Here is a 21203-nt window from a genome sequence, read left to right as displayed (position 1 = left end):
AGGGCGGCGGCCACGCCGGCCGTCGCGGGCCGCCCGAGCCGTGCCGGGGCCGATCGGGCCGGCGGCCCGGGCGCGGGAGGCGTCGGCGGCGTCGGAAATGAGGACGAGGAAACGTCGCGGCTGGCCATGTCGCCAGCTTAGATTTGCGGCCTGTGAGTCCTCCGCAACGGCCCGTGACGGCCGCGGTGATCGGGCATATCGTCCCCGTGTTCACGCTCAGCCGGAGGAGAGACCATGCTCGGTTCCGACCCGGCCGCCGGGCGCGGAGCGGATGCCCAGTGGAATAGGGCAGGATCGAAGGATCATGGCAACTCTCACCGCCCTCCCGCATGTCACCGATCCGGATGTGCTGTTCGAGGCCTTCGAAACGTGGGCGGGGGAGCAGGGTCTGTCCCTGTATCCCGCGCAGGAAGAGGCCCTGATCGAGATCGTCTCCGGGGCGAACCTGATCCTCAGCACCCCGACCGGCACCGGTAAGTCCCTGGTCGCCGTCGGTGCGCACTTCGCCGCGCTCTCGGCCGGCAAGCGCACCTTCTACACGGCGCCGATCAAGGCCCTCGTCAGCGAAAAGTTCTTCGCGCTGGTGGAGATCTTCGGCGCCGAGAACGTGGGCATGATGACGGGGGATTCCTCGGTCAACTCCGACGCCCCGATCATCTGCTGCACGGCGGAGATCCTGGCCAACCTCGCCCTGAGAAACGGTGAGGACACTCCTGTGGACCAGGTCGTGATGGACGAGTTCCACTTCTACGGCGACCCCGACCGCGGCTGGGCCTGGCAGGTGCCGCTGCTGCTCCTGCCCGGGGTGCAGTTCATCCTCATGTCGGCGACCCTCGGCGACGTCACGTTCATCGCCGACGACCTCTCGCGCCGCACCCGTCGGACCACCGCGGTCGTCACGGGCGTGGAGCGCCCGGTGCCGCTGCACTACTACTACGAGACCACGCCCGTGCATGAAACGGTGGAGGAGCTACTGAAGACCGGGCAGGCTCCGATCTACATCGTGCACTTCGCCCAGGCGGCCGCGCTCGAACGGGCTCAGGCCCTCAGCAGCGTCAAGGTCGCCACCAAGGAACAGAAGGAGGCGATCGCGGAGCTGATCGGCGAGTTCCGCTTCACCACGAGCTTCGGCAAGACCCTGTCCCGGCTGATCCGGATGGGCATTGGCGTGCACCACGCCGGCATGCTGCCCAAGTACCGCCGCCTGGTGGAGCAGCTTGCTCAGCGCGGCCTGCTCCGCGTCATCTGCGGCACCGATACCCTCGGCGTGGGCATCAACGTGCCGATCCGCACCGTGCTCTTCACCGCACTCACCAAGTACGACGGCGTCAAGATGCGCCAGCTCAACGCCCGCGAATTCCACCAGATCGCTGGCCGCGCGGGCCGGGCCGGCTACGACACGGCCGGCACCGTCGTCATCCAGGCGCCCGACCACGAAACCGATAACCTCAAGGCCATCGAGAAGGCCGGCGACGACCCCAAGAAGAAGCGCAAGATCATCCGCAAGAAGGCGCCCGAGGGTTTCGTGTCCTGGGGTGAGCCCTCGTTCCAGCGGCTCGTGGCGGCCGAGCCGGAAACGATGCACTCGAGCATGCAGATGACCGCGGCGATGCTGATCAATGTCATCGGGCGCGGCGGTGACGCGTTCACCCACGTCCACGACCTGATCTTCGACAACCACGAACCCTGGAATCGCCAGCTCGCGCACGCCCGGCGTGCCCTCGGGATCTACAAGACCCTGCGCGCGGCAGGGATCGTGGAGCAAAGCGCGGCCGGGGACATCCGTCTCACCGTCGACCTGCAGCCCAACTTCGCCCTCAACCAGCCACTGTCGCCGTTCGCGCTCGCCGCGTTCGACCTGCTCGACGCCGACCCCGATGTGGCCGGCCCCGGCAGCGGCCACTACGCCCTCGACATGATCTCCATCGTCGAGGCCACCCTCGACAACCCGCGCCCGGTGCTGATGGGCCAGCAGTTCGCGGCCCGCGGCGAGGCCGTGAACGCCATGAAACGCGAGGGCATCGAATACGACGAGCGGATGGCGCTGCTCGAGGAGATCACCTGGCCGAAGCCGCTCGAGGAGTTGCTGCACGTCACCTTCACCACCTACAAGGAATCCCAGCCGTGGATCGCCGACTTCGAGCTCAGCCCGAAGACGGTCGTGCGGGACATGTACGAGCGGGCCATGTCCTTCGGTGAGTTCGTGGCCTTCTACAAGCTCGCCCGCAGCGAGGGCGTCGTTCTCCGCTATCTCTCGGATGCGTACCGGGCCGCCCGGCAAACCATCCCCGACGACGCCAAGACGGAAGACCTGCTCGACCTGATCGAGTGGCTGGGCGAGCTGGTGCGCCAGGTCGACTCGAGCCTGCTCGACGAGTGGGAGGAACTCATCCACCCGGACCTTGCCGTGCACTCGGATGCTGCGCAGTCGGTGCTGCCGCCCGCGCCCCGCCGCCTGACCACCAATGCGCGCGCGTTCCGCATCCTGGTGCGCAACGAGCTCTTCCGCCGGGTGCAGCTGGCCGCGCTCGAGAACTATGACGCCCTGGGCGAGCTTGACCGGGAACACGGTTTCCACACGGATGCCTGGGTCGATGCCATGGACGGCTATTTCGCCGAGCACGACGAGCTGCTGACCGGGGCGAATGCGCGCAGCGCAGACCTGATCATCTTCGACGAGGGCGCATCCGTCTGGACCGTGCGGCAGATATTCGACGACCCGGCGGGGGACCACGACTGGGGCATCAGTGCCACGGTCGACCTGGCCGACTCCGACGAGCTGGGCGCCGCCGTCGTGCGCGTCACCGGCGTCGACCGGCTGTAGCGGGCCGGGCGGAAGCCGCACCGGGAGTACCGTGGGAGCATGACGCAGTCGCCAGCATCCGTCGCCCCAATCCGCACCGGACTGATCGGGTTCGGCACGTCCGGACGCGTGTTCCACAGCCCGCTCCTCGGCGCGAACCCCGAGTTCTCGCTCGACCTGATCGTCACCCGCGACCCCGTGCGGCGCGAGCAGGCCGGTGAGCGTCATCCGGGGGTGCGCCTGATGTCGACCGCCGAGGACCTGTTCGCCGCCGCGGACGACCTGGACCTGGTCGTGATCGGCTCACCGTCGGGCACGCACGTCGAACTCGCCCACGCCGCCCTCGACGCCGGGCTCGCCGTGGTCGTCGACAAGCCCTTCGCGGTGACGGCCCGGGAAGGCCGCGGCCTGATCGAGAAGGCCGTGAGCCTCGGCCTGCCGCTCACCGTGTTCCAGAACCGGCGCTGGGACGGCGACTTCCTCACCCTGCGCGGCGTAATCGCAGCGGGGGCGCTGGGCGATGTGCGCCGGTTCGAGTCCCGGTTCGAATGGTGGAAGCCGGAGCAGACCAAATCGTGGAAGGTCGGCGCGACCATCCAACAGGGCGGCGGGGTGCTCTTCGACCTCGGCGCCCACCTGATCGACCAGGCCCTGCAACTCTTCGGCCCGGTCGACGACGTCTACGCGGAGACCCTCATTCGACGCCCGGGTGGGGTCGCCGACGATGACACCTTCGTGGCGCTGCACCACGGGTCGGGGGTGCGCTCGCACCTGTGGATGAACGGGATCGCCGCCCAGGTCGGCCCGCGCTTCCACGTCCTCGGCTCCGAGGCGGGCTACACCAAGTGGGGCCTCGACGGCCAGGAGACCGCCCTCGCGGCGGGTGCCCGACCGACCGACCCGGGTTTCGGCGTCGACCCGGAGTCCGCCTGGGGCGTACTCGGACGGGACGGCGCGCTGACCCGGGTGCCGACCGAGCGCGGCAACTATGCGGCGTTCTACACCGGTCTGGCCGACGCGATTCTGCGTGGGGCTCCGATCCCGGTCGACCCGCGGGAGTCGCTGCGCACGATCACCCTGATCGAGCGCATCAACCTGCTGACGCACTAAGGCACGTGCGTCCCGGCCCCGCCGTTGCGGCGCACCCGGACGGACGGGGCCGACTCCACCGCGTGGACGCTGTCCATCGCTAAGGGAGGGCCGTGCCCCGTGTCGAACCAATTCGACGGAGATCCTGCTGTAAAAGTGCGTTTTCGGCGTGACTGGGTGCGATTCGGCCACAATCTCCGTCGAATTCGTTCGCAACGGAGTTGTTGAAGGGACGACCCGACCGTCCCGCGAGAATGCTCTCCCGCGTGGATGGCGGTGCCATCCGGAGCGTCCGTTTCCGCGTCGGTCTCGGCCCGGAGAATTGTGGGAACCCCACTGCCGTGCCGCCCCGACGTTCGAGGCGTGTCACCACCTTGACGAGCGGGCTACCGGAGCCCTAGAGAGAAGCTGGGAATGTACCCCTGAGCGCGCTACCCAGTGGTGGTCCAGTCGAGGTTGATCACGTCCCGGATGTAGATATTCTCACCCAGACCCGACACCGACGGATTCATGCGCAACAGCTGCTGCACCGGTAGGTCGAAGCGCTGCGCGATGGCGAAGAAGTCGTCGCCCTCCAGCACGGAGTAGCTGGTCGGGGCGCCCGCACCATCGGTGACCGGGGCGCCGGTGGCCCCCGTACTGGCGCCAAGGTCGACGGCCGGGCCCTCGGGCAGCGGCTCCACGGGCACGGCCTCGGCGTTGGGCGTGATAGTCGGATTCGGCACAACCGGGGCCTCGGGCTCAGGGGTCGGCGTGGGGGTGGGAGTCGCAGTGGGCGTCGGCGTGAGGGTAACCGTCGCGGTGACCACCGGAGCGGGGGCGCCGGCGCACCCGGTGAGGCCGAGCGGGAGCAGCAGCATGGCGGCCAGAGCGACCCGCGCCCAGACAGGAGTGGTTGTCGGTCGCGCAGAATTCATCGGATGTCCCCCTCGCAGAAAGTTCCGTTCGTGCCCCCGAGCGGATGCGTCCAGCTTAGGGCGCGAGTGGCGATGTCAGCACTCGATCACGTTGACGGCGAGGCCACCCTCACTGGTCTCCTTGTACTTGGTCGACATGTCCAGGCCGGTCTGGCGCATGGTTTCGATCACGGCGTCGAGGGAGACGAGGTGCGTGCCGTCGCCGTGCAGGGCCAGCCGGGCCGCCGACACGGCGGTCGACGCGGCGATGGCGTTGCGCTCGATGCACGGCACCTGCACGAGCCCGCCGACGGGGTCGCAGGTGAGGCCCAGGTGGTGCTCCATCGCGATCTCGGCCGCGTTCTCCACCTGCCGCGGCGTGCCGCCGAGAACGGCGCAGAGTGCGCCGGACGCCATGGCGCAAGCGGAGCCGACCTCGGCCTGGCAGCCGCCCTCCGCCCCGGAGATGGAGGCGTTGGCCTTTACGAGCGAACCGATGGCGACGGCGGTGAGCAGATAGCGACGGATTCCCGCGGCATCCGCCCCGGGCACGAAGCGCAGGTAGTAGTGGCCGACCGCGGGGATGATGCCGGCCGCGCCGTTGGTGGGGGCGGTGACCACGCGGCCGCCGGAGGCGTTCTCCTCGTTGACGGCGAGGGCGAATGCATGCAGCCATTCGGTCGAGGTGTCGCGTTCACGCGACGGCAGCCGGTCATATTCCTCTAGCTGCATGCGCACGGCCGCCGCGCGGCGCTTGACCTGAAGGCCGCCGGGGAGGGTGCCAGTGGCCTCGAGTCCTGACTCCACGCAGTCGCTCATGGCGTTCCAAATCGCGTCGAGGCCGACGTCGAGCGCCTCGGCCCCGTGGATCGTCTCCTCGTTGGCGCGTGCGATGTCGCAGATTGCGACGGCGTAAAGGTCGCAGAGGGCGAGGAGTTCGGCGCTGGAGGAGTACTGCCGCGGCTGTGGCACGGCCCTGCATGGGCCGATCGGGTCGCCGTCGCGCCGAATGAAGCCGCCGCCGATCGAGTACCAGGTCTCCTCGAGCAGGGGGACGGCGTCGTGCCCCCAGGCCGTGAGGGTCAGCGCGTTGGGGTGGCCGGGCAGCCGGGTGCGCGCCTCGAAGGACACGTCGTCCTTTCGCACGGGGATGGCATGGCTGCCGCCGAGCATCAGCACGGCGTCGTCGGCCAGGCCGGACCAGGCGGAGCGCACGTCATCCGGGTCGCAGGTCTCGGGGCGGAGCCCGGAGAGGCCGGCCAGGACTGCGTCGGGCGTGCCGTGGCCGAGTCCGGTCGAGCCGAGCGAGCCGTAGAGCGAGCAGCCGATTCGGGCCACGTCGGCGAGCAGACCGGCCTCGCGCAGGTGGTCGGCGAAGGTGAGCGCCGCCCGCATCGGGCCCACCGTGTGGGAGCTGGAGGGGCCGATGCCGATGGAGAAGAGGTCGAGTGCCGACACATACGCAGTCATCCGACCATCGTAACCGTGCCGGGGTTGTGCCCCGGGGACGGATCAGCGGATGGTTTTGCGCGCCGTGATCTGGCCGGTGTCGAACCCGAGGAGGTGCAGCCCGCCGTGGAACCGGGCGTGCTCGATCTTGATGCAGCGGTCCATCACCACGGTGAGCCCCTTCGATTCGCCGTATTCGGCGGCCTCTTGGTTCCAGATGCCCAGCTGCACCCAGACGGTGGGCGCCCCGATTGCGAGCACCTCGTCGATCACGGCCGGGATGTCGCCGGCGCGACGGAACACGTCGACGATGTCGGGCACCTCGGGCAGCGACGCGAGGTCCGGGTAGGCCGTCTCGCCGAGGATCGTCTTCGCGTTCGGGTTGACGAAGTAGACCCGGTAGTCGCTCGACTGCTGCAGGTAGGTACCCACGAAATAACTGGAGCGGGCCGGATTCGGCGACGCGCCGACGATGGCGATGGACTTCGCCGCCCGCAGGATCTTCAGCCGGGCCTTGGCGTCGGGACCCACCCAGGTGCGCTGGGATTTCAGCAGCTTCGCGAGGGGGGAACCGGTGGGCACTGAGCAGCTGAGCCCATTGGCGAGGTGCACGGTGTCGTGCGCGGCGGCATCCGTGACCGTTGCGGCGGCGCTGTCGGGGGTGGCGTCGATGTTCACGTGGTGCTCGCTCATTTGGTCCCCGCAATCCGGCCAAGGGCCTGGTCGAGGTCGTAGATGATGTCCTCGACGTCTTCGATGCCCACGCTGATGCGGACCAGGCCGGGCAACACGCCGGCGTCGACGAGCTGGGTCTCGTTCAGCTGCGCATGGGTGGTGGAGGCCGGGTGGATGACCAGGGTCTTGGCGTCGCCGATGTTGGCGAGGTGGCTGGCCAGGTCGACCGATTCGATGAAGGTGCGCCCGGCGTCGCGGCCGCCCTTCACTCCGAAGCTGAAGACCGATCCGGGGCCCTGCGGCAGGTATTTGAGGCCGCGGTCGTAGTGCGGGTGGGCCGGCAGCCCGGCCCAGTTGACGTACTCGATCCGGGGATCGGCGTCGAGCCACTCGGCCACCGCGCGCGCGTTGTCCACGTGCGCCTGCATGCGGAACGGCAGCGTCTCGACGCCCTGGGCGAGGAGAAACGCGGAGTGCGGGGAGAGGGCCGGGCCGATGTCGCGCAGCTGCTCGGCGCGCAGGCGGGTGAGGAACGCGTACTCGCCGAAGTTGCCGGCCCACTCGAGACCGCCGTAGCTGGGCACCGGCTCGCCGAAGAGCGGGAACTTGTCGCTGTGCCAGTCGAAGCGTCCGCTCTCGACGACGACGCCGCCGAGGGTGGTGCCGTGCCCGCCGAGGAACTTGGTGGCGGAGTGGATCACGATGTCGGCGCCCCACTCGATCGGCCGGGTCAGGTAGGGCGTGGCGATAGTCGAGTCGATCACCAGGGGGATCCCGGCCGCGTGGGCGACGGCGGCGAGTCCCTCGATGTCGGCGACCTCGCCGGACGGGTTGGCCACCGTCTCGGCGAAGATCAGCTTGGTTTTCTCGGTGATCGCGGCGGCGTAGTCGGCCGCGTCGGCGCTGCGCACGAACGTCGTCTCGACCCCGAACCGGCGCAGCGTCACGTCGAGCTGGGTGATCGAGCCGCCGTAGAGGTTGGCACTGGAGACGATGTGGTCTCCCGAGCCGGCGAGGCTGGCGAAGGTGATGTACTGCGCGGACAGGCCGCTGGCGGTGGCGACGGCACCCAGCCCGCCCTCGAGGCTGGCCACGCGCTCCTCGAAGGCCGCCACGGTCGGGTTCGAGAGGCGGGAGTAGACGTTGCCGTACTTCTGCAGGGCGAAGCGGGCGGCGGCATCCAACGCGTCATCGAAGACGAACGCGCTGGTCTGGTAGATCGGCAGGGCCCGCGCGCCGGTCACGGCGTCGGGGATGTTGCCTGCGTGGATTGCCCGGGTCTTGAAACCGTACTCGCGATCTGCCATGGCCTTACGTTAGCGATGATCGGCGGGGGGTTCGGGACAAGGGCGTAACAGTGCGAAACGGATGCCGACTTGCGGCCGCCCCGGTGCCCGCGCCTGCCGCCCGGTCGGGCAGGATAAGGGCATGGAAGAGCGCGTGGAGACGGTCGTCATCGGCGGCGGGGCAATGGGGTCGGCGACGGCCTGGCAGCTGGCGCGGCGGGGCCGGCCGGTCACCGTGCTGGAGCGGTTCACGCCCGGGCACCTCAACGGCGCCTCGCACGGCGCCTCCCGCAATTTCAACACCGCCTACGCCGAACCGACCTACGTGGCGATGCTTGCCGAGGCGCTGTCGCTCTGGCGCGAGCTGGAAGCAGAGACGCAGAGCACACTCCTGCGTCAGGTCGGCGTCGTCAATCACGGGGCGAATCCGTCGTTCGACCGAGTGGCGGCAATGCTGGCCCGGGTGGGCCTGTGCGCCGAGTTCCTCGCCCCGGAGGCCGCAGCCGAACGCTGGCCGGGCATCCGCTTCGACGGCCGGGTGCTGTTCGCCCCCGACGCCGGCCGGGTGAACGCGGACGCCGCGGTCACCGCCCTGCAGACCGCCGCGGCCACCGCCGGGGCCGACGTGCGGCACAGCATCCGCGTGCAGCGCCTGGAAGTGCAGGGCGATGACCGGGTGCGGGTGACCCACGAGGCCGGCACGATCATCGCCCGCCGCGCCGTCGTCACGGTCGGCGCGTGGACCAGCGCACTGCTGGCCGGGGTGATCCCGATGCCGCGCCTCACGGTGACGCAGGAGCAGCCGGCGCACTTCGCCTTGCGCGACGCCTCCCCGGCCGCCGCCGCACACGCCGAGACCGAGTGGCCCGGCTTCAACCATGCGCCCGCCTGGTCCGACCCGCGCTACGGATACTGGTACTCGCCGGTCTACGGCATGTACACGCCCGGCCAGGGGATCAAAGCCGGCTGGCACGGCGTGGGTCCCGGCACCGACCCGGATGCGCGCAGCTTCCAACCCGAGCCCGTTCAGCTGGCTGCCCTGGCGCGCTATGTGCGCGAATGGCTGCCCGGCGCCGACCCCGACACGCTCGAACCGGTCAGTTGCACCTACACGACCACGGCCGACGAGGACTTCGTGCTCGACCGGGTGGGCCCCGTGATCGTGGGGGCTGGCTTTAGCGGCCACGGCTTCAAGTTCACGCCGACGGTCGGGCGAATCCTCGCCGACCTGACCACGGGCACCGCAGCCGCTCCGCCGCGGTTCGCCCTGAACCGGGCGCCGAACGCCGCGGCCGGGGGCTGGCTCTCCCGCCGTTGAGCGCCACCTCGCTGTTCGGCGTCGAACCAATTCGACGGAGATTCTGCTCTGAAAGTGCGTTTTCGGCCTGATTGGGTGCGATTCGGGCCAAATCTCCGTCGAATTCGTTCGGGACGGAGCTGCTGACACCGGCTCAGGGCAGCTGCGCGGCGGCGAGGGCGAGGGTGGCGATCAACGTCCAGGAGGTCAGACCCACGAGGAGGGCCCTGCCTCCGGTGCGCAGGATGGAACCGAGGTTCACGGCGGCGCCGAGCCCGAAGAGCGCGGCCGCGAGCAGGTAGGTCTGCACGGTGTCCGCGCCGGCCAACACGGCGTCCGGCAGCGGGGCGAACGTGCGCACGAGAACGGCGGCCAGGAAACCGGCCACGAACAGGGGCACGAGCGGCGGGCGGGACACGGGGGTATCCGTCACCGTGGCGACGCGCGTCTCGCGGCTGCGCTCGCCGACGGCGATGACGGCGACGATCGGCGCGAGTAGCAGCACCCGGGTGAGCTTCACGACGACGGCCACGGCCAGCGCGGCGGGCCCGGCGATCTGCGCGGTCGCGACGACCTGGCCGACGTCGTGCACGCCGGCGCCGACCCAGTGCCCGAACTGCAGATCGGTCAGACCGAGCGGATGCCACAGCACCGGCAGCACCGCAATGGCCAGCGTGCCGCAGAGGGTGACCAGGGCGATCGGGGTGGCGGTGTCGACATCCTTCGCCTTGACCACCCCGCTCATCGCGCCGATCGCGGACGCCCCGCAGATGGAGAAGCCGGTGGCGATCAGGATCGGCTGGCGGCCGGGCAGGCGAACCGCGCGCCCGAGCCAGTAGGTGCCGACGAAGGTGAGCAGCACGATCAGGACGGTGGTCATGATGGTCACCCAGCCCAAGCCCAGGATGTCCACCAGGCTCAGCTTCAGGCCGAGCAGCACGATGCCGATGCGCATGAACCGGGTGGCCGCGAGCTTCAGGCCCTTGGAAAGGACTCCCGTCAACGCACGGTGGGCGACCGGGAGATTACCGGCGACGATTCCGAAGGCGACAGCGAGCGTGAGCAGCGGCAGGGCAGGGATGACCGCGTGGACGATTCCGGCGAGCAGCGCGGCCGCGGCCGCGACCAGCACACCGGGCAGCCACATTGCACCGAGTTTACGGCCATCTTTGCCCGCGGCGGGCCTGGTACCCGTCGCCGATCCGTGAGAAAAGCCCCTCTCCCGCACGGGGACAGGGGCTTTGCTCACGGCTCGTCGGAGTGCTGCAGCCGATCTACCGGTGGTGGAACCGGGCGACCATCGGGCAGTCGAACGGGTCGCGGGCGCCGAGCCCGACCTTGTTCAGGTAAGCGATGACGATGCCGTAGGACTCGATGAGCGACGTCTCCGTGTAAAGGATGTTGTGCGTCTTGCAGTATTCCTTGGTGATCTCCTGGGCCTTGCGCAGGTGCGGACGAGCCATGTTCGGGAACAGGTGGTGCTCGACCTGATAGTTGAGTCCGCCCATGAACGTGTCCATGAACGTGCCGCCGCGGATGTTGCGGGAGGTGAGCACCTGGCGGCGGAGAAAGTCCACTTTGCTCTCGTGGGGGAGCTGCGGCATGCCCTTGTGGTTCGGCGCGAAGGACGCCCCCATGTAGACACCGAAGACGGCCAGCTGCACGCCGATGAACGCGAACGCCATGCCGACGGGGAGGAAGTAGAAAATCGCGGCGACATAGAGCACGATGCGGGTGGTCAGCATACTGATCTCGAGCCAGCGCTTGTCGACCTTCTTCTTGCCGAAGACGGTTTTGAAACCCTGCACGTGCAGGTTGAACCCCTCGGCCATCAGGAGCGGGAAGAAGAGATAGCCCTGCTTGCGCGTGACGAACGAGCCGAGCCAGCTGACCTTCGCTGCGTCCTCTTCCCGAAAGACGATGAAGTCGGGGGCGATGTCCGGGTCCTTGCCGATGACGTTCGGATTGGCGTGGTGACGACTGTGCTTGTTCATCCACCAGGCGTAGCTGATGCCGACGAACAGGTTGGCGAGGATGCGCCCGGCGCGGTCGTTCGCGCGACCGCCCTCGAACACTTGGCGGTGCGACGCCTCGTGGGCGAGGAACGCGTACTGGGTGAGGATGATGCCGAGCACGCCCGCGACGATGAGCTGGTACCAGCTGTCGCCGAGCAGCACGAACGCGGTCCCGGTTCCCAGGGTGGCGAGCACGAGCATGGAGAAGACGAACCAGTAGAAACCGGTGGCGCGCTTCAGAAGTCCAAGGTTGCGCACGGTGTGCAGCAGCGATGAATACTCGGTGGTGGGGTTTTTCGAATCGCCACCCGGGCGGGTCTTGACAATGCGCACCGTGGATGCGGCAACAGCTTCCGACATGAGGCCTTTGGTTTGTATCCGGACTTCTCAGTCGGTGATGGAGCAGACACTCGTAAAACAGATATCCATATTCTATGGGCCGGACCCCTTGGAAACGGGTGCTTTCACACCGCTTTCCCAGTCGGTATATGCCCACAGAGGCATATAAGTGGCTTCCGGTTTCCCGGAAAAGCACGTGAAAGTCAGCGCCAGCTGGGAAGCCAGATGTGCAGTTGCCAGAACGTAAACGGGGTCTGGATGCCCGTCCAGAGCGGGTAGAAATACGCGCTGAGGAGCGCGGCCGCCACCAGGAAGCCCAGCACGACCCAGCCTGCCCGGGGGAGCAGAACGCCGATCACGAAAGTGAGGCCGAGGAGCAGGTAGGGCTCGAACGCGATCGTGTAGAACTGGAAGACCGTGCGGTTCAGGTACATCAGCCAGGGCAGGTAGCCGGCGACCAGCCCCATCAGGATCAGGCCGACCTGCCACTCGCGGTAGCGCGCCAGGCGATACACCAGGTAGAAGGCCGCCGCCGTGGCCGCCCACCAGATCATCGGATTCGCAATGCCGGTGATCGCCTCGGAGCAGGTGGCGACGTCGCATCCGTTCTCGCCCAGAGCGGAGCCGCGGTAGTACATGCTTGTCGGGCGGCTCATGAACAGCCAGGTCAACGGGTTCGCCTGATACGGATGCGGCGTGGAGAGCCCGACGTGATAGGTGTAAGCCGCCACCTGGTAGTGCCAGAAGCTTTGCATCGAGTCGGGAATCCAGGCGAGGGCGCCGGTCCACGCGGCATCCGGCGTAGTGGCCCAGTCGCGGTAGTAGCCTCCCCGGGTGACGAACCAGCCGGTCCAGGAGGCCAGGTAGGTGGCGACGGCCACCGGCACGATCAGCAGGAAGGTCGCCGGTGCCTGCTTGAGCACGGCGGCGCTGAACCAGAACGGGAGCCCGGCGCGGCGCCGGGCGAGGGCGTCGACGAGAACAAGGTAGACGCCGAAGGCGGCGAGGAAGTAGATGCCCGACCACTTGACGCTGCAGGCGAGCCCGAAGGCAAGGCCGGCCGCGAGCAGCCAGGGCCGCCGCCACAGGGTCGGCCCCCAGCCCGGCTCCCGCCCGGCCTCACGCGCCTGGACCAGGCGGGCAGACAGCCTGGTGGCGTGCCGGTCCCGGTCGAGCAGCACAGCGCCAAACCCGAGAAGTGCGAAGAACATCACGGAGTTGTCCAGCAGGGCCACGCGCGACATCACGATGGCGTTGCCGTCGATGGCGAAAAGGAACCCGGCGATCACGGCCAGCACGGTAGACCCGAACAGCTTCTTCGCGATCAACATCAGCAGCACGACCGCCAGCACACCGATCAGGGCGGTGGCGATCCGCCAGCCCCAGCTGTGTTCGGGGCCGACGACAGCCATACCCAGTGCGATCAGCCACTTGCCGAGCGGCGGATGCACCACGAACGACGGGTCGGACAGGAAGACATCGGTCTGCCCGGCGGCGAAGAGGGCGTCCGCCCCCTCGGGCCAGGTCGACTCGTAGCCGAGGTTGTTGAGAGTCCAGGCGTCTTTCACATAGAAGGTTTCGTCGAACACCAGCCCGTGCGGCACGCCGAGATTCCAGAGTCGCAGCACCGCCGCGAGCAGGGTCACCGCCAGCGGCCCGGCCCAGAAGAAAACGCGGCTTGTCACGAACACGTGACCATCGTAGTGATCCGTGGCTGCGAGACTGGGACCATGATCCTCCTGGCTGCCACCCCGATCGGAAACCTGGGCGACGCGTCAAAGCGTCTGATCGAGGCGCTCGGCACGATGACGATTATCGCCGCCGAGGACACCCGGGTCACCGTGCACCTGCTCAAGGCCCTGGGCATCGAGAACCGCCCGCGGCTGATCAGCCTGCACGACCACAACGAGCGCGGCAAGGCGGCCGAACTCGTCGAACTCGCCCGCGACACCGACATCCTGGTGCTCAGCGACGCAGGGATGCCGACGGTATCCGACCCGGGTTTCCACCTGGTGGATGCCGCGGTGGCGGCCGGCGTCGTCGTGTCGGTGTTGCCCGGGCCGTCGGCCGTGCTCGCCGCGCTCGCCGTGTCCGGGCTGCCGACGGACCGGTTCACCTTCGAGGGGTTCCTGCCCCGCAAGCACGGCGACCGGGTTTCGGCCCTCCGGGAGGTGGCCGCGGAGCGGCGCACAATGGTTTTTTTCGAATCGCCCAACCGGCTGGCGGCCTCCCTCACCGATCTGGCTGCGGTGCTCGGGGCCGGGCGCCGCGTCGTGGTCTGCCGTGAGCTGACCAAATTTTACGAGGAAGTGAAGCGCGGTACCGCGACCGAGCTGGCTGAGTGGGCCGCCGGCGGGGTCAAGGGCGAGATCGCCATTGTGGTCGCCGGGGCGGAGGCACGCGTGCTGGATCTGGAGACCGGGGTGGTCGAGGTGCTCGCGCTGGTGGAGTCGGGCATCCGTCTCAAGGATGCGGCCGCCGACGTGTCCGCCGCCACCGGGCTCGGCAAGCGCGCCCTCTACGAGGCGGCGCTGGAGCGCAAGACGGGCAAGCCCGCCGCGGCCCGCGCGGACTTCCAGGCTCTGCCTCTGCCCTGACAGGAGTTCGCGGCCGGGGGGCACGACGGCGCGATCGTGCTCAGCAGATCCCGTGGACTACCCGCACCAAAAGGTGCACGGCCTGGACGTGCGGGAGTCCCTCGCCCTCCGGGACGCCCCGAACCGGACCCGGGCCCGGCCGCGCGGCAGGTGCTGCCGCCGGACTTCGGCCCACGCACCACGACGAACGCGGCACAAGGTAACACGGCCAGCGTCATCCGCTGCTCCTAATAGGATGAGAGCATGTCCGACGGCTCATCTTTTTACATCACCACGCCCATTTTCTACGTGAATGATGTCCCCCACATCGGGCACGCCTATACCGAGGTGGCTGCCGACGTGCTCGCACGCTGGCACCGGCAGTCCGGCGAGGATGCCTGGCTGCTCACCGGAACGGACGAGCACGGGCAGAAGATCCTGCGCACCGCGACCGCCAACGGCGTCACGCCGAAGGAGTGGGCCGACCGTCTGGTCGAAACCGCCTGGAAGCCGCTGCTGAAGACGGTCGACATCCGAAACGACGACTTCATCCGCACCACCGATGTGCGCCACGAAGTGAACGCGCAGAAGTTCCTGCAGCACCTCTACGACTCCGGCCACATCTACACCGGCGAGTACGAGGGCTTCTACTGCGTCGGCTGCGAGGAGTACAAGCAGCCGAGCGACCTCATCGATGGGGTCGGCGAGTACGCCGGGCAGCAGGTCTGCGCCATCCACTCCATCCCCTGCGAGCTGTTGCACGAGAAGAACTACTTCTTTCGGATGAGCACGTTCGCCGACCAGCTCCTCGCCCTGTACGAGGAGAACCCGAACTTCGTACAGCCCGCGTCGGCGCGCAACGAGGTAATATCCTTCGTCAAGCAGGGCCTCAGCGACCTGTCGATCTCCCGCTCCAGTTTCGACTGGGGCATCAAGGTGCCCTGGGACGACAGCCACGTCGTCTACGTCTGGTTCGACGCCCTGCTCAACTACATCACCGCCGCCGGCTACGGCCACGACGACGAGAAGTTCAGCCGCCTCTGGCCGGCGACGCACGTCGTGGGCAAAGATATTTTGCGTTTCCACGCCGTCATCTGGCCTGCAATGCTCCTCGCCGCGGGCATCGAGGTGCCTCGGCAGGTCTTCGGGCACGGCTGGTTGCTCGTGGGCGGCGAGAAGATGAGCAAGTCCAAGCTCACCGGCATCGCCCCAAACCAGATCACGGATACGTTCGGCTCCGACGCCTTCCGCTATTACTTCATGCGCGCGATCAGCTTCGGCCAGGACGGCTCCTTCTCCTGGGAAGACCTGTCCGCCCGGTACCAGTCCGAGCTGGCCAACGGCTTCGGCAACCTCGCCTCCCGCGTGATCGCCATGGTCGTGCGCTATTGCGACGGCGAGATCCCCGTCGCTGGCGACTTCAGCGAGGCCGACGAGCTCATTCGCGGCACCGAGAAGCGGGTGACGGATGCCGCCACACTGGCCATCGGACACCTCGCCATCCACGACGCCATCGCCGCGATTTGGGAACTGGTCGACGAGCTCAACGGCTACATCACCGCCCAGGAGCCGTGGTCGCTCGCGAAGGACCCGGCCGACCGGGACCGACTCGAAGCCGTGCTGGTCACCGCCGTGCGCGGACTGGGCACGCTCGCCGTGCTGCTCTCGCCGGTCGTACCGCAGGCCACGGCGAAGCTCTGGACCGCCCTCGGCGGCATCGGCCTGGTCACCGACCAGCGCATCGACCGGGCCTGGGAGTGGACCGGCGGCCCGCGGGTCTCCCCGCTCGAGGCGCTTTTCCCGCGCATCGAGGCCACGGTTGGCTGACGAGCCCGGGCCCGAAGCCGGCCCCGTGCGCCAGCGCGAAAAAGGTGCCGGCCGGGACCTGAGCTACCCGCCGCTGCCCGACCCGCTCGTCGTGCCGGTCTACGACAACCACACCCACTTGGAGATCGCCGACGGTGAGCAGTCGCTCAGCGTGGCCGAGCAGCTCGACCGCGCGTCCAGCGTCGGCGTGCGCGGCGTCATCCAGGTCGGCGGCGACCTGGAGACCTCGCGCTGGTCGGCCGCGATGGCCGCCCGGGAGCCGCGCATGCTCGCGGCCGTCGCCATCCACCCCAACGAGGCCCCGGTCTACGAGGCCGCCGGCACCCTCGACGACGCCCTGGCTGAGATCGCCGAGCTGGCGACGCGCCCGCGCGTGGTCGCCATCGGGGAGACCGGACTGGACTTTTTCCGCACCGGCCCCGAAGGACACGCCAGCCAGCTCCGCTCCTTCGAGGCGCACATCGACATCGCCAAGCAGAACGGCCTCGCGCTGCAGATCCACGACCGCGACGCCCACGCCGCGGTGATCGAGACCCTGCTGCGGGTCGGCGCGCCCGATCGCACCGTCTTCCACTGCTTCTCCGGCGACGTCGAGATGGCCCGCATCCTCGCCGACAACGGCTGGTACCTCTCGTTCGCGGGAACCGTGACCTTCAAGAACGCCCAGAATCTGCGGGAGGCCCTGGCCGCGGTGCCGCGCCGGCTGCTGCTGGTCGAGACGGATGCCCCGTTCCTCACCCCCGCACCCTTCCGCGGCCGCCCGAACGCGCCGTACCTGCTGCCGCACACCCTGCGCGTCATGGCCGACCACCTAGAAACGGAGGCCACCATTCTCGCCACCCAGATTTCGTCCAACACCGAACTCGTCTACGGGCGGTGGGACGCCGAACCGGTGACGGTCACCGAGCCAGAGCCCGACACGAGCTGGGTCGGAGGCCTCGCATGACCCCGCCCCGCCACGGCTACGCTCCCGGAGACGAACCCGAGGCCGGCACCCGACCCGTCAGCGACGAAGTCACCGGCGGCCGGCATGCCGCGCCGGCCGCCGTGCCGGAGCCGGCATCCGCTCTCGAAACGGATGCCGAGCCCGCGGATCCCGCTGCAGCACCCGCTGCTGCTCCAGCCGCCGCTCCCGGCGCACGGTCCCTCCTCGGCCCCGCCGAGATCCGCGACCTGGCCGAGATGCTGGGCGTCAACCCCACCAAGAAGCTCGGCCAGAACTTCGTCATCGACGGCAACACCGTGCGCCGCATCGTCAGGGTCGCAACCGTCTCACCCGGCGACACTGTGCTGGAGGTGGGCCCCGGGCTGGGATCCCTCACGCTGGGGCTGCTCGAGACCGGCGCGACCGTCGTGGCCGTGGAGATCGATGACCGGCTCGCCGAGCAGCTGCCGCTGACGGTCGAGCTGATGCATCCCGGCGCGCCGCTCACCGTCATCCGCAACGACGCGCTCAAGATCATGGAACTGCCCGGCGACCCGAGCCGCCTCGTGGCGAACCTGCCGTATAACGTGTCGGTGCCGGTGCTGCTCTACCTGCTGGAGCACTTTGCCTCCATCCGGGCCGGAGTGGTCATGGTGCAGGCCGAAGTGGGGGAGCGCCTCGCGGCGCCATCCGGTAGCAAGGTCTACGGCAGCCCGAGCGTCAAGGCCGCCTGGTACGGGGCATTCCGCACCGCCGGCAAGGTCAGCCGCCAGGTGTTCTGGCCGGTTCCCGGCGTCGATTCGATCCTGATCGCCTTCGAACGACGCGCCCGGCCGCTCGAATCCGAGGAATTGCGCCGCGCCACCTTCGCCCTCGTCGATGCCGCGTTCCAGCAGCGCCGCAAAATGCTGCGCCAGTCGTTGTCCTCCGTTCTCGGTGACCCATCGAGTGCCACCGAGATCATGACGCACGCCGGAATCGACCCTACCGAGCGCGGCGAGCAGCTCACGGTCGAGGACTTCCTGGCGATCGCCCGCGCCCAGCTCGCCGCACACTGACGCGTGCCGCCGCGGGGCAGTCGCGAGTGTGCGGCTGGGCTAGGTTAGTCACATGACCAACCCGGCCCCTTCCCCCGTGGTGCATGCGCGGGCGCCCGGCAAGATCAACGTTTGCCTCAAGGTCGGTGCGGTCCTCGAAGACGGATACCACGAGGTGGCCACCGCCTACCAGGCCGTGTCACTGTTCGAAGACGTGCGCGCTTGGCCGGCCGACGACTTCTCGGTCGTGTTCACCGGCCCCATAGATGCCTCGGGTCTCGCCGTCGACGGCAGCAACCTCGCCATCAAGGCCGCGCGCGACCTGGCCCGCAAGGCCGGCTATCGCGGGGGAGTGCGCCTCTCGATCGAGAAGAACGTGCCCATCGCCGGCGGCATGGGTGGCGGGTCGGCGGATGCCGCGGCCACCCTCCTCGCTTGCGACACCCTGTGGGGAACCGACGCCACCCGCGACGACCTCATCGAGATCGCCGCGACCCTCGGCGCTGACGTCCCGTTCGCCTTCACCGGCGGTACCGCCATCGGCACCGGGCGCGGCGACCAGCTCAGCCCAGCCCTGGCCAAGGGGCAGTTCCACTGGGTGCTCGCCCTCGCCGACTTCGGCCTCTCGACCCCCGGCGTCTACAACGAGCTCGACCGCCACCGCGAACGCCACGCCCAGGACATCTTTCCAGCCCAGATCCAGCCCTCCGTCGACACCAACGTGCTGCAGGCGCTTCGGGCCGGCGACCCGCGGATGCTGGCCGAGGCGCTGCACAACGACCTGCAGGCTCCCGCGCTGCACCTGGCCCCCGGCCTGGGCAAGGTGCTCGAGTTGGGCGAGGCGAACGGCGCCCTGGCCGGCCTGCTCTCCGGCTCCGGCCCGACCGTGGCCTTCCTGGTCGCGGATGCCGACAGCGCCCTCGAACTGCAGGTCGCCCTGAGCGCGTCCCGGCTGCGCGTGGTGCGCGCCACTGGGCCGGTGCACGGGGCCCGGATCATCCACGACTAGCCCCCCGTTTTGCCGCAACTGTGGCCCGGTCGGACATCTGTTGCCGGTGTGCCGGCAACAGATGTCCGATTCGGCAACAGATGTCCGATTCGGCAACAGTCAGGCCACCGGGTGCGAAACCGGGGCGCGCGGGCCTCTCAGCCGCGCCAGCTAAACTCGAAAGCTATGGCACATTTGCTCGGGGCCGAGTCCCTGCACCTTGAATTTCCCACCCGCGTTATTTTTGACAGCGTCACCGCCGGTCTCAACGAAGGCGACCGGATCGGCGTCGTCGGCCGCAACGGCGACGGCAAGTCCACCCTGATGCGCCTGCTCGCCGGCCGGATGGAACCCGACGCGGGCCGCGTCACGCGCCGGCGCGGCGTCACCATCGGCATGCTTGACCAGTCCGACGACCTCGCTTCGGGCCAGACCGTGGGCCACACCATCGTCGGCGGCATCGACGAGCACGTCTGGGCGGGCGACGCCAAGGTGCGCGACGTGATTGCGGGACTCGTGCGGGACATCCCCTGGGACGCCCTTGTCGACGACCTCTCCGGTGGCCAGCGTCGCCGGGTGGCTCTGGCCTCCGTGCTGATCGGTGACCACGACGTCATCTTCCTCGACGAGCCCACCAACCACCTCGACGTGGAGGGCATCTCCTGGCTCGCCGGTCACCTGAAGACCCGCTGGGCCACGAACTCCGGCGGCCTGGTGGTCGTCACCCACGACCGGTGGTTCCTCGACGAGGTCTGCAACATGACCTGGGAGGTGCACGACCGCCTGATCGAACCGTTCGAGGGTGGCTACGCCGCCTACATCCTGCAGCGCGTCGAACGCGACCGGATGAGCGCGGCCTCCGAATCCAAGCGCCAGAACCTGATGAAGAAGGAACTGGCCTGGCTGCGGCGCGGAGCCCCCGCCCGCACCGCGAAGCCCAAGTTCCGCATCGACGCCGCGAACGAGCTGATCGAGAACGAGCCGCCGCCCCGAGACACCGTGTCGATGCAGTCGATGGCCATGCAGCGCCTGGGCAAGGATGTCGTCGACCTGATCGACATCGGCGTGAAGTTCGGCGAGAAGACCGTGCTGAACGACATCACCTGGCGCATCGCACCGGGCGAGCGCACCGGCATCATGGGCGTCAACGGCGCCGGCAAAAGCACGCTCCTGAACCTGGTGGCCGGCACACTTCTGCCCACCACGGGCACCGTCAAGCGCGGCAAGACCATCAAGGTCGCCGTGCTCACCCAGCAGCTGTTCGAACTCGACGACATCCAGAACGACCGCGTCAGCGAGGTCATCGGCCGTCAGAAGACGTCGTACATGGCCGGCGGCAAGGAAATCACGCCGGGCCAGATGCTCGAGCGCATGGGTTTCATGAGCGCCCAGCTGACCACCCAGGTCAAGGATCTGTCCGGTGGCCAGAAGCGCCGCCTGCAGCTGCTGCTGATCGTGCTCGACGAGCCCAATGTGCTGATCCTCGACGAGCCCACCAACGACCTGGACACCGACATGCTCGCGGCCATGGAAGACCTGCTCGACTCCTTTCCCGGCACCCTCCTCGTGGTCTCGCACGACCGGTACCTGATCGAGCGCGTCACCGACAACCAGTACGCGGTCACCGAGGGCGGCTTCCGCCACCTTCCCGGCGGTGTGGACCAGTACCTCGAGATGCGCAAGAAGCAGACGAGCGGCATTGACAAGCCCGCCGAGGCGAACGCGGCGAACACCTCCGGCGGGAAGGCGGCGCGCAAGCTCGCCATCGGTGGCGCCGACCTCCGCAACGCGCAGAAGGAACTCGCCTCCATCGATCGCAAGGTCGCCAAGCAGAACGCGCGGATCGCGGCCCTGCACGAGAGCCTCGCCGTGCACGACCAGTCCGACTTCGACGGCCTCGGCCTGCTCAGCACCGAACTGCAGACGCTCGAGTCCGCCATCGCCGGCTTCGAAACCCGCTGGATCGAACTCTCTGAGTTGATCGAGGGCTGAAGTCGCAGA

Annotated in this window: 16 protein-coding genes; 9 read left to right on the top strand and 7 right to left on the bottom strand. The window is 68.6% G+C overall.

What is annotated here, in order from left to right:
- Positions 1–304: 304 nt before the first annotated feature.
- Together E3O54_RS12765 and E3O54_RS12760 are read left to right on the top strand one after the other, a co-directional pair.
- Positions 305–2824 (top strand): RNA helicase, encoded by a 2520-nt coding sequence (locus tag E3O54_RS12765; RefSeq protein WP_241973042.1) that lies wholly within the window; start codon positions 305–307, stop codon positions 2822–2824.
- A 39-nt stretch (positions 2825–2863) separates the two neighbouring features.
- Positions 2864–3913 (top strand): Gfo/Idh/MocA family oxidoreductase, encoded by a 1050-nt coding sequence (locus E3O54_RS12760; RefSeq protein WP_134401732.1) that lies wholly within the window; start codon positions 2864–2866, stop codon positions 3911–3913.
- Between the two features lie 410 nt (positions 3914–4323).
- Here the strand turns inward: E3O54_RS12760 and E3O54_RS12755 are convergent, their stop codons facing one another.
- The 4 genes from E3O54_RS12755 to E3O54_RS12740 form a co-directional block, all read right to left on the bottom strand.
- A complete protein-coding gene (locus E3O54_RS12755) occupies positions 4324–4809 on the bottom strand; it encodes a LysM domain-containing protein (protein WP_134343507.1) in 486 nt (161 codons plus the stop codon).
- Positions 4810–4884: 75 nt separating this feature from the next.
- On the bottom strand, positions 4885–6258 hold the full coding sequence (locus tag E3O54_RS12750; RefSeq protein ID WP_134401731.1) for an L-serine ammonia-lyase: 1374 nt from the start codon (positions 6256–6258) through the stop codon (positions 4885–4887).
- 42 nt (positions 6259–6300) lie between these two features.
- A complete protein-coding gene (locus E3O54_RS12745) occupies positions 6301–6792 on the bottom strand; it encodes a CoA-binding protein (protein WP_241976895.1) in 492 nt (163 codons plus the stop codon).
- A 134-nt stretch (positions 6793–6926) separates the two neighbouring features.
- Positions 6927–8219, bottom strand: a complete 1293-nt coding sequence (locus tag E3O54_RS12740) for an O-acetylhomoserine aminocarboxypropyltransferase/cysteine synthase family protein (protein WP_104100798.1) — start codon at positions 8217–8219, stop codon at positions 6927–6929.
- Positions 8220–8340: 121 nt separating this feature from the next.
- On the opposite strand from E3O54_RS12740, the gene E3O54_RS12735 reads away from it, so the two are divergent.
- The gene (locus E3O54_RS12735) at positions 8341–9516 is read left to right on the top strand and encodes an FAD-dependent oxidoreductase (protein ID WP_134401729.1); all 1176 of its coding nucleotides are present in this window, start codon (positions 8341–8343) and stop codon (positions 9514–9516) included.
- A 133-nt stretch (positions 9517–9649) separates the two neighbouring features.
- Here E3O54_RS12735 and E3O54_RS12730 read toward each other — a convergent pair whose 3' ends face one another.
- The 3 genes from E3O54_RS12730 to E3O54_RS12720 all read right to left on the bottom strand — a co-directional run bounded on the left by E3O54_RS12730 (position 9650) and on the right by E3O54_RS12720 (position 13540).
- The gene (locus E3O54_RS12730; RefSeq protein ID WP_134401728.1) at positions 9650–10642 is read right to left on the bottom strand and encodes a YeiH family protein; all 993 of its coding nucleotides are present in this window, start codon (positions 10640–10642) and stop codon (positions 9650–9652) included.
- A 127-nt stretch (positions 10643–10769) separates the two neighbouring features.
- On the bottom strand, positions 10770–11870 hold the full coding sequence (locus E3O54_RS12725; protein WP_134401727.1) for an acyl-CoA desaturase: 1101 nt from the start codon (positions 11868–11870) through the stop codon (positions 10770–10772).
- 182 nt (positions 11871–12052) lie between these two features.
- Complete coding sequence (locus E3O54_RS12720) at positions 12053–13540, bottom strand: dolichyl-phosphate-mannose--protein mannosyltransferase (RefSeq protein WP_134401726.1); 1488 nt, start codon at positions 13538–13540, stop codon at positions 12053–12055.
- A gap of 39 nt (positions 13541–13579) precedes the next feature.
- Between E3O54_RS12720 and rsmI the strand changes: the two genes are divergently transcribed.
- The 6 genes from rsmI to E3O54_RS12685 all read left to right on the top strand — a co-directional run bounded on the left by rsmI (position 13580) and on the right by E3O54_RS12685 (position 21194).
- Positions 13580–14446 (top strand): 16S rRNA (cytidine(1402)-2'-O)-methyltransferase, encoded by an 867-nt coding sequence (gene rsmI, locus E3O54_RS12715; protein WP_134401725.1) that lies wholly within the window; start codon positions 13580–13582, stop codon positions 14444–14446.
- Positions 14447–14689: 243 nt separating this feature from the next.
- On the top strand, positions 14690–16252 hold the full coding sequence (gene metG / locus E3O54_RS12705; protein ID WP_134374562.1) for a methionine--tRNA ligase: 1563 nt from the start codon (positions 14690–14692) through the stop codon (positions 16250–16252).
- Positions 16245–17198, top strand: a complete 954-nt coding sequence (locus E3O54_RS12700; RefSeq protein ID WP_233191385.1) for a TatD family hydrolase — start codon at positions 16245–16247, stop codon at positions 17196–17198. Before metG ends, E3O54_RS12700 begins: the two co-directional genes overlap by 8 nt.
- A gap of 236 nt (positions 17199–17434) precedes the next feature.
- A complete protein-coding gene (gene rsmA, locus E3O54_RS12695; RefSeq protein WP_233191393.1) occupies positions 17435–18235 on the top strand; it encodes a 16S rRNA (adenine(1518)-N(6)/adenine(1519)-N(6))-dimethyltransferase RsmA in 801 nt (266 codons plus the stop codon).
- A 52-nt stretch (positions 18236–18287) separates the two neighbouring features.
- Entirely contained in the window at positions 18288–19223 is a 936-nt protein-coding gene (locus E3O54_RS12690; RefSeq protein WP_134401723.1) for a 4-(cytidine 5'-diphospho)-2-C-methyl-D-erythritol kinase, read from the top strand.
- Between the two features lie 165 nt (positions 19224–19388).
- On the top strand, positions 19389–21194 hold the full coding sequence (locus tag E3O54_RS12685) for an ABC-F family ATP-binding cassette domain-containing protein (RefSeq protein ID WP_134401722.1): 1806 nt from the start codon (positions 19389–19391) through the stop codon (positions 21192–21194).
- Positions 21195–21203 lie beyond the last annotated feature (9 nt).

This window comes from Cryobacterium sp. TMT2-4 (assembly GCF_004402575.1).
Taxonomy (GTDB): Bacteria; Actinomycetota; Actinomycetes; order Actinomycetales; family Microbacteriaceae; genus Cryobacterium; species Cryobacterium sandaracinum.
Note: the sequence above shows the minus strand (reverse complement) of the source record. Positions and strands in the feature narration are given on the sequence as shown.

Excerpts from the sequence above, each read along its gene's own strand:
- E3O54_RS12765 (WP_241973042.1), top strand. The coding sequence starts at position 305 with ATGGCAACTCTCACCGCCCTCCCGCATGTCACCGATCCGGATGTGCTG.
- E3O54_RS12760 (WP_134401732.1), top strand. The coding sequence starts at position 2,864 with ATGACGCAGTCGCCAGCATCCGTCGCCCCAATCCGCACCGGACTGATC.
- E3O54_RS12755 (WP_134343507.1), bottom strand. The coding sequence starts at position 4,809 with ATGAATTCTGCGCGACCGACAACCACTCCTGTCTGGGCGCGGGTCGCT.
- E3O54_RS12750 (WP_134401731.1), bottom strand. The coding sequence starts at position 6,258 with ATGACTGCGTATGTGTCGGCACTCGACCTCTTCTCCATCGGCATCGGC.
- E3O54_RS12740 (WP_104100798.1), bottom strand. The coding sequence starts at position 8,219 with ATGGCAGATCGCGAGTACGGTTTCAAGACCCGGGCAATCCACGCAGGC.
- E3O54_RS12735 (WP_134401729.1), top strand. The coding sequence starts at position 8,341 with ATGGAAGAGCGCGTGGAGACGGTCGTCATCGGCGGCGGGGCAATGGGG.
- E3O54_RS12730 (WP_134401728.1), bottom strand. The coding sequence starts at position 10,642 with ATGTGGCTGCCCGGTGTGCTGGTCGCGGCCGCGGCCGCGCTGCTCGCC.
- E3O54_RS12725 (WP_134401727.1), bottom strand. The coding sequence starts at position 11,870 with ATGTCGGAAGCTGTTGCCGCATCCACGGTGCGCATTGTCAAGACCCGC.
- rsmI (WP_134401725.1), top strand. The coding sequence starts at position 13,580 with ATGATCCTCCTGGCTGCCACCCCGATCGGAAACCTGGGCGACGCGTCA.
- metG (WP_134374562.1), top strand. The coding sequence starts at position 14,690 with ATGTCCGACGGCTCATCTTTTTACATCACCACGCCCATTTTCTACGTG.
- rsmA (WP_233191393.1), top strand. The coding sequence starts at position 17,435 with ATGCTGGGCGTCAACCCCACCAAGAAGCTCGGCCAGAACTTCGTCATC.
- E3O54_RS12690 (WP_134401723.1), top strand. The coding sequence starts at position 18,288 with ATGACCAACCCGGCCCCTTCCCCCGTGGTGCATGCGCGGGCGCCCGGC.
- E3O54_RS12685 (WP_134401722.1), top strand. The coding sequence starts at position 19,389 with ATGGCACATTTGCTCGGGGCCGAGTCCCTGCACCTTGAATTTCCCACC.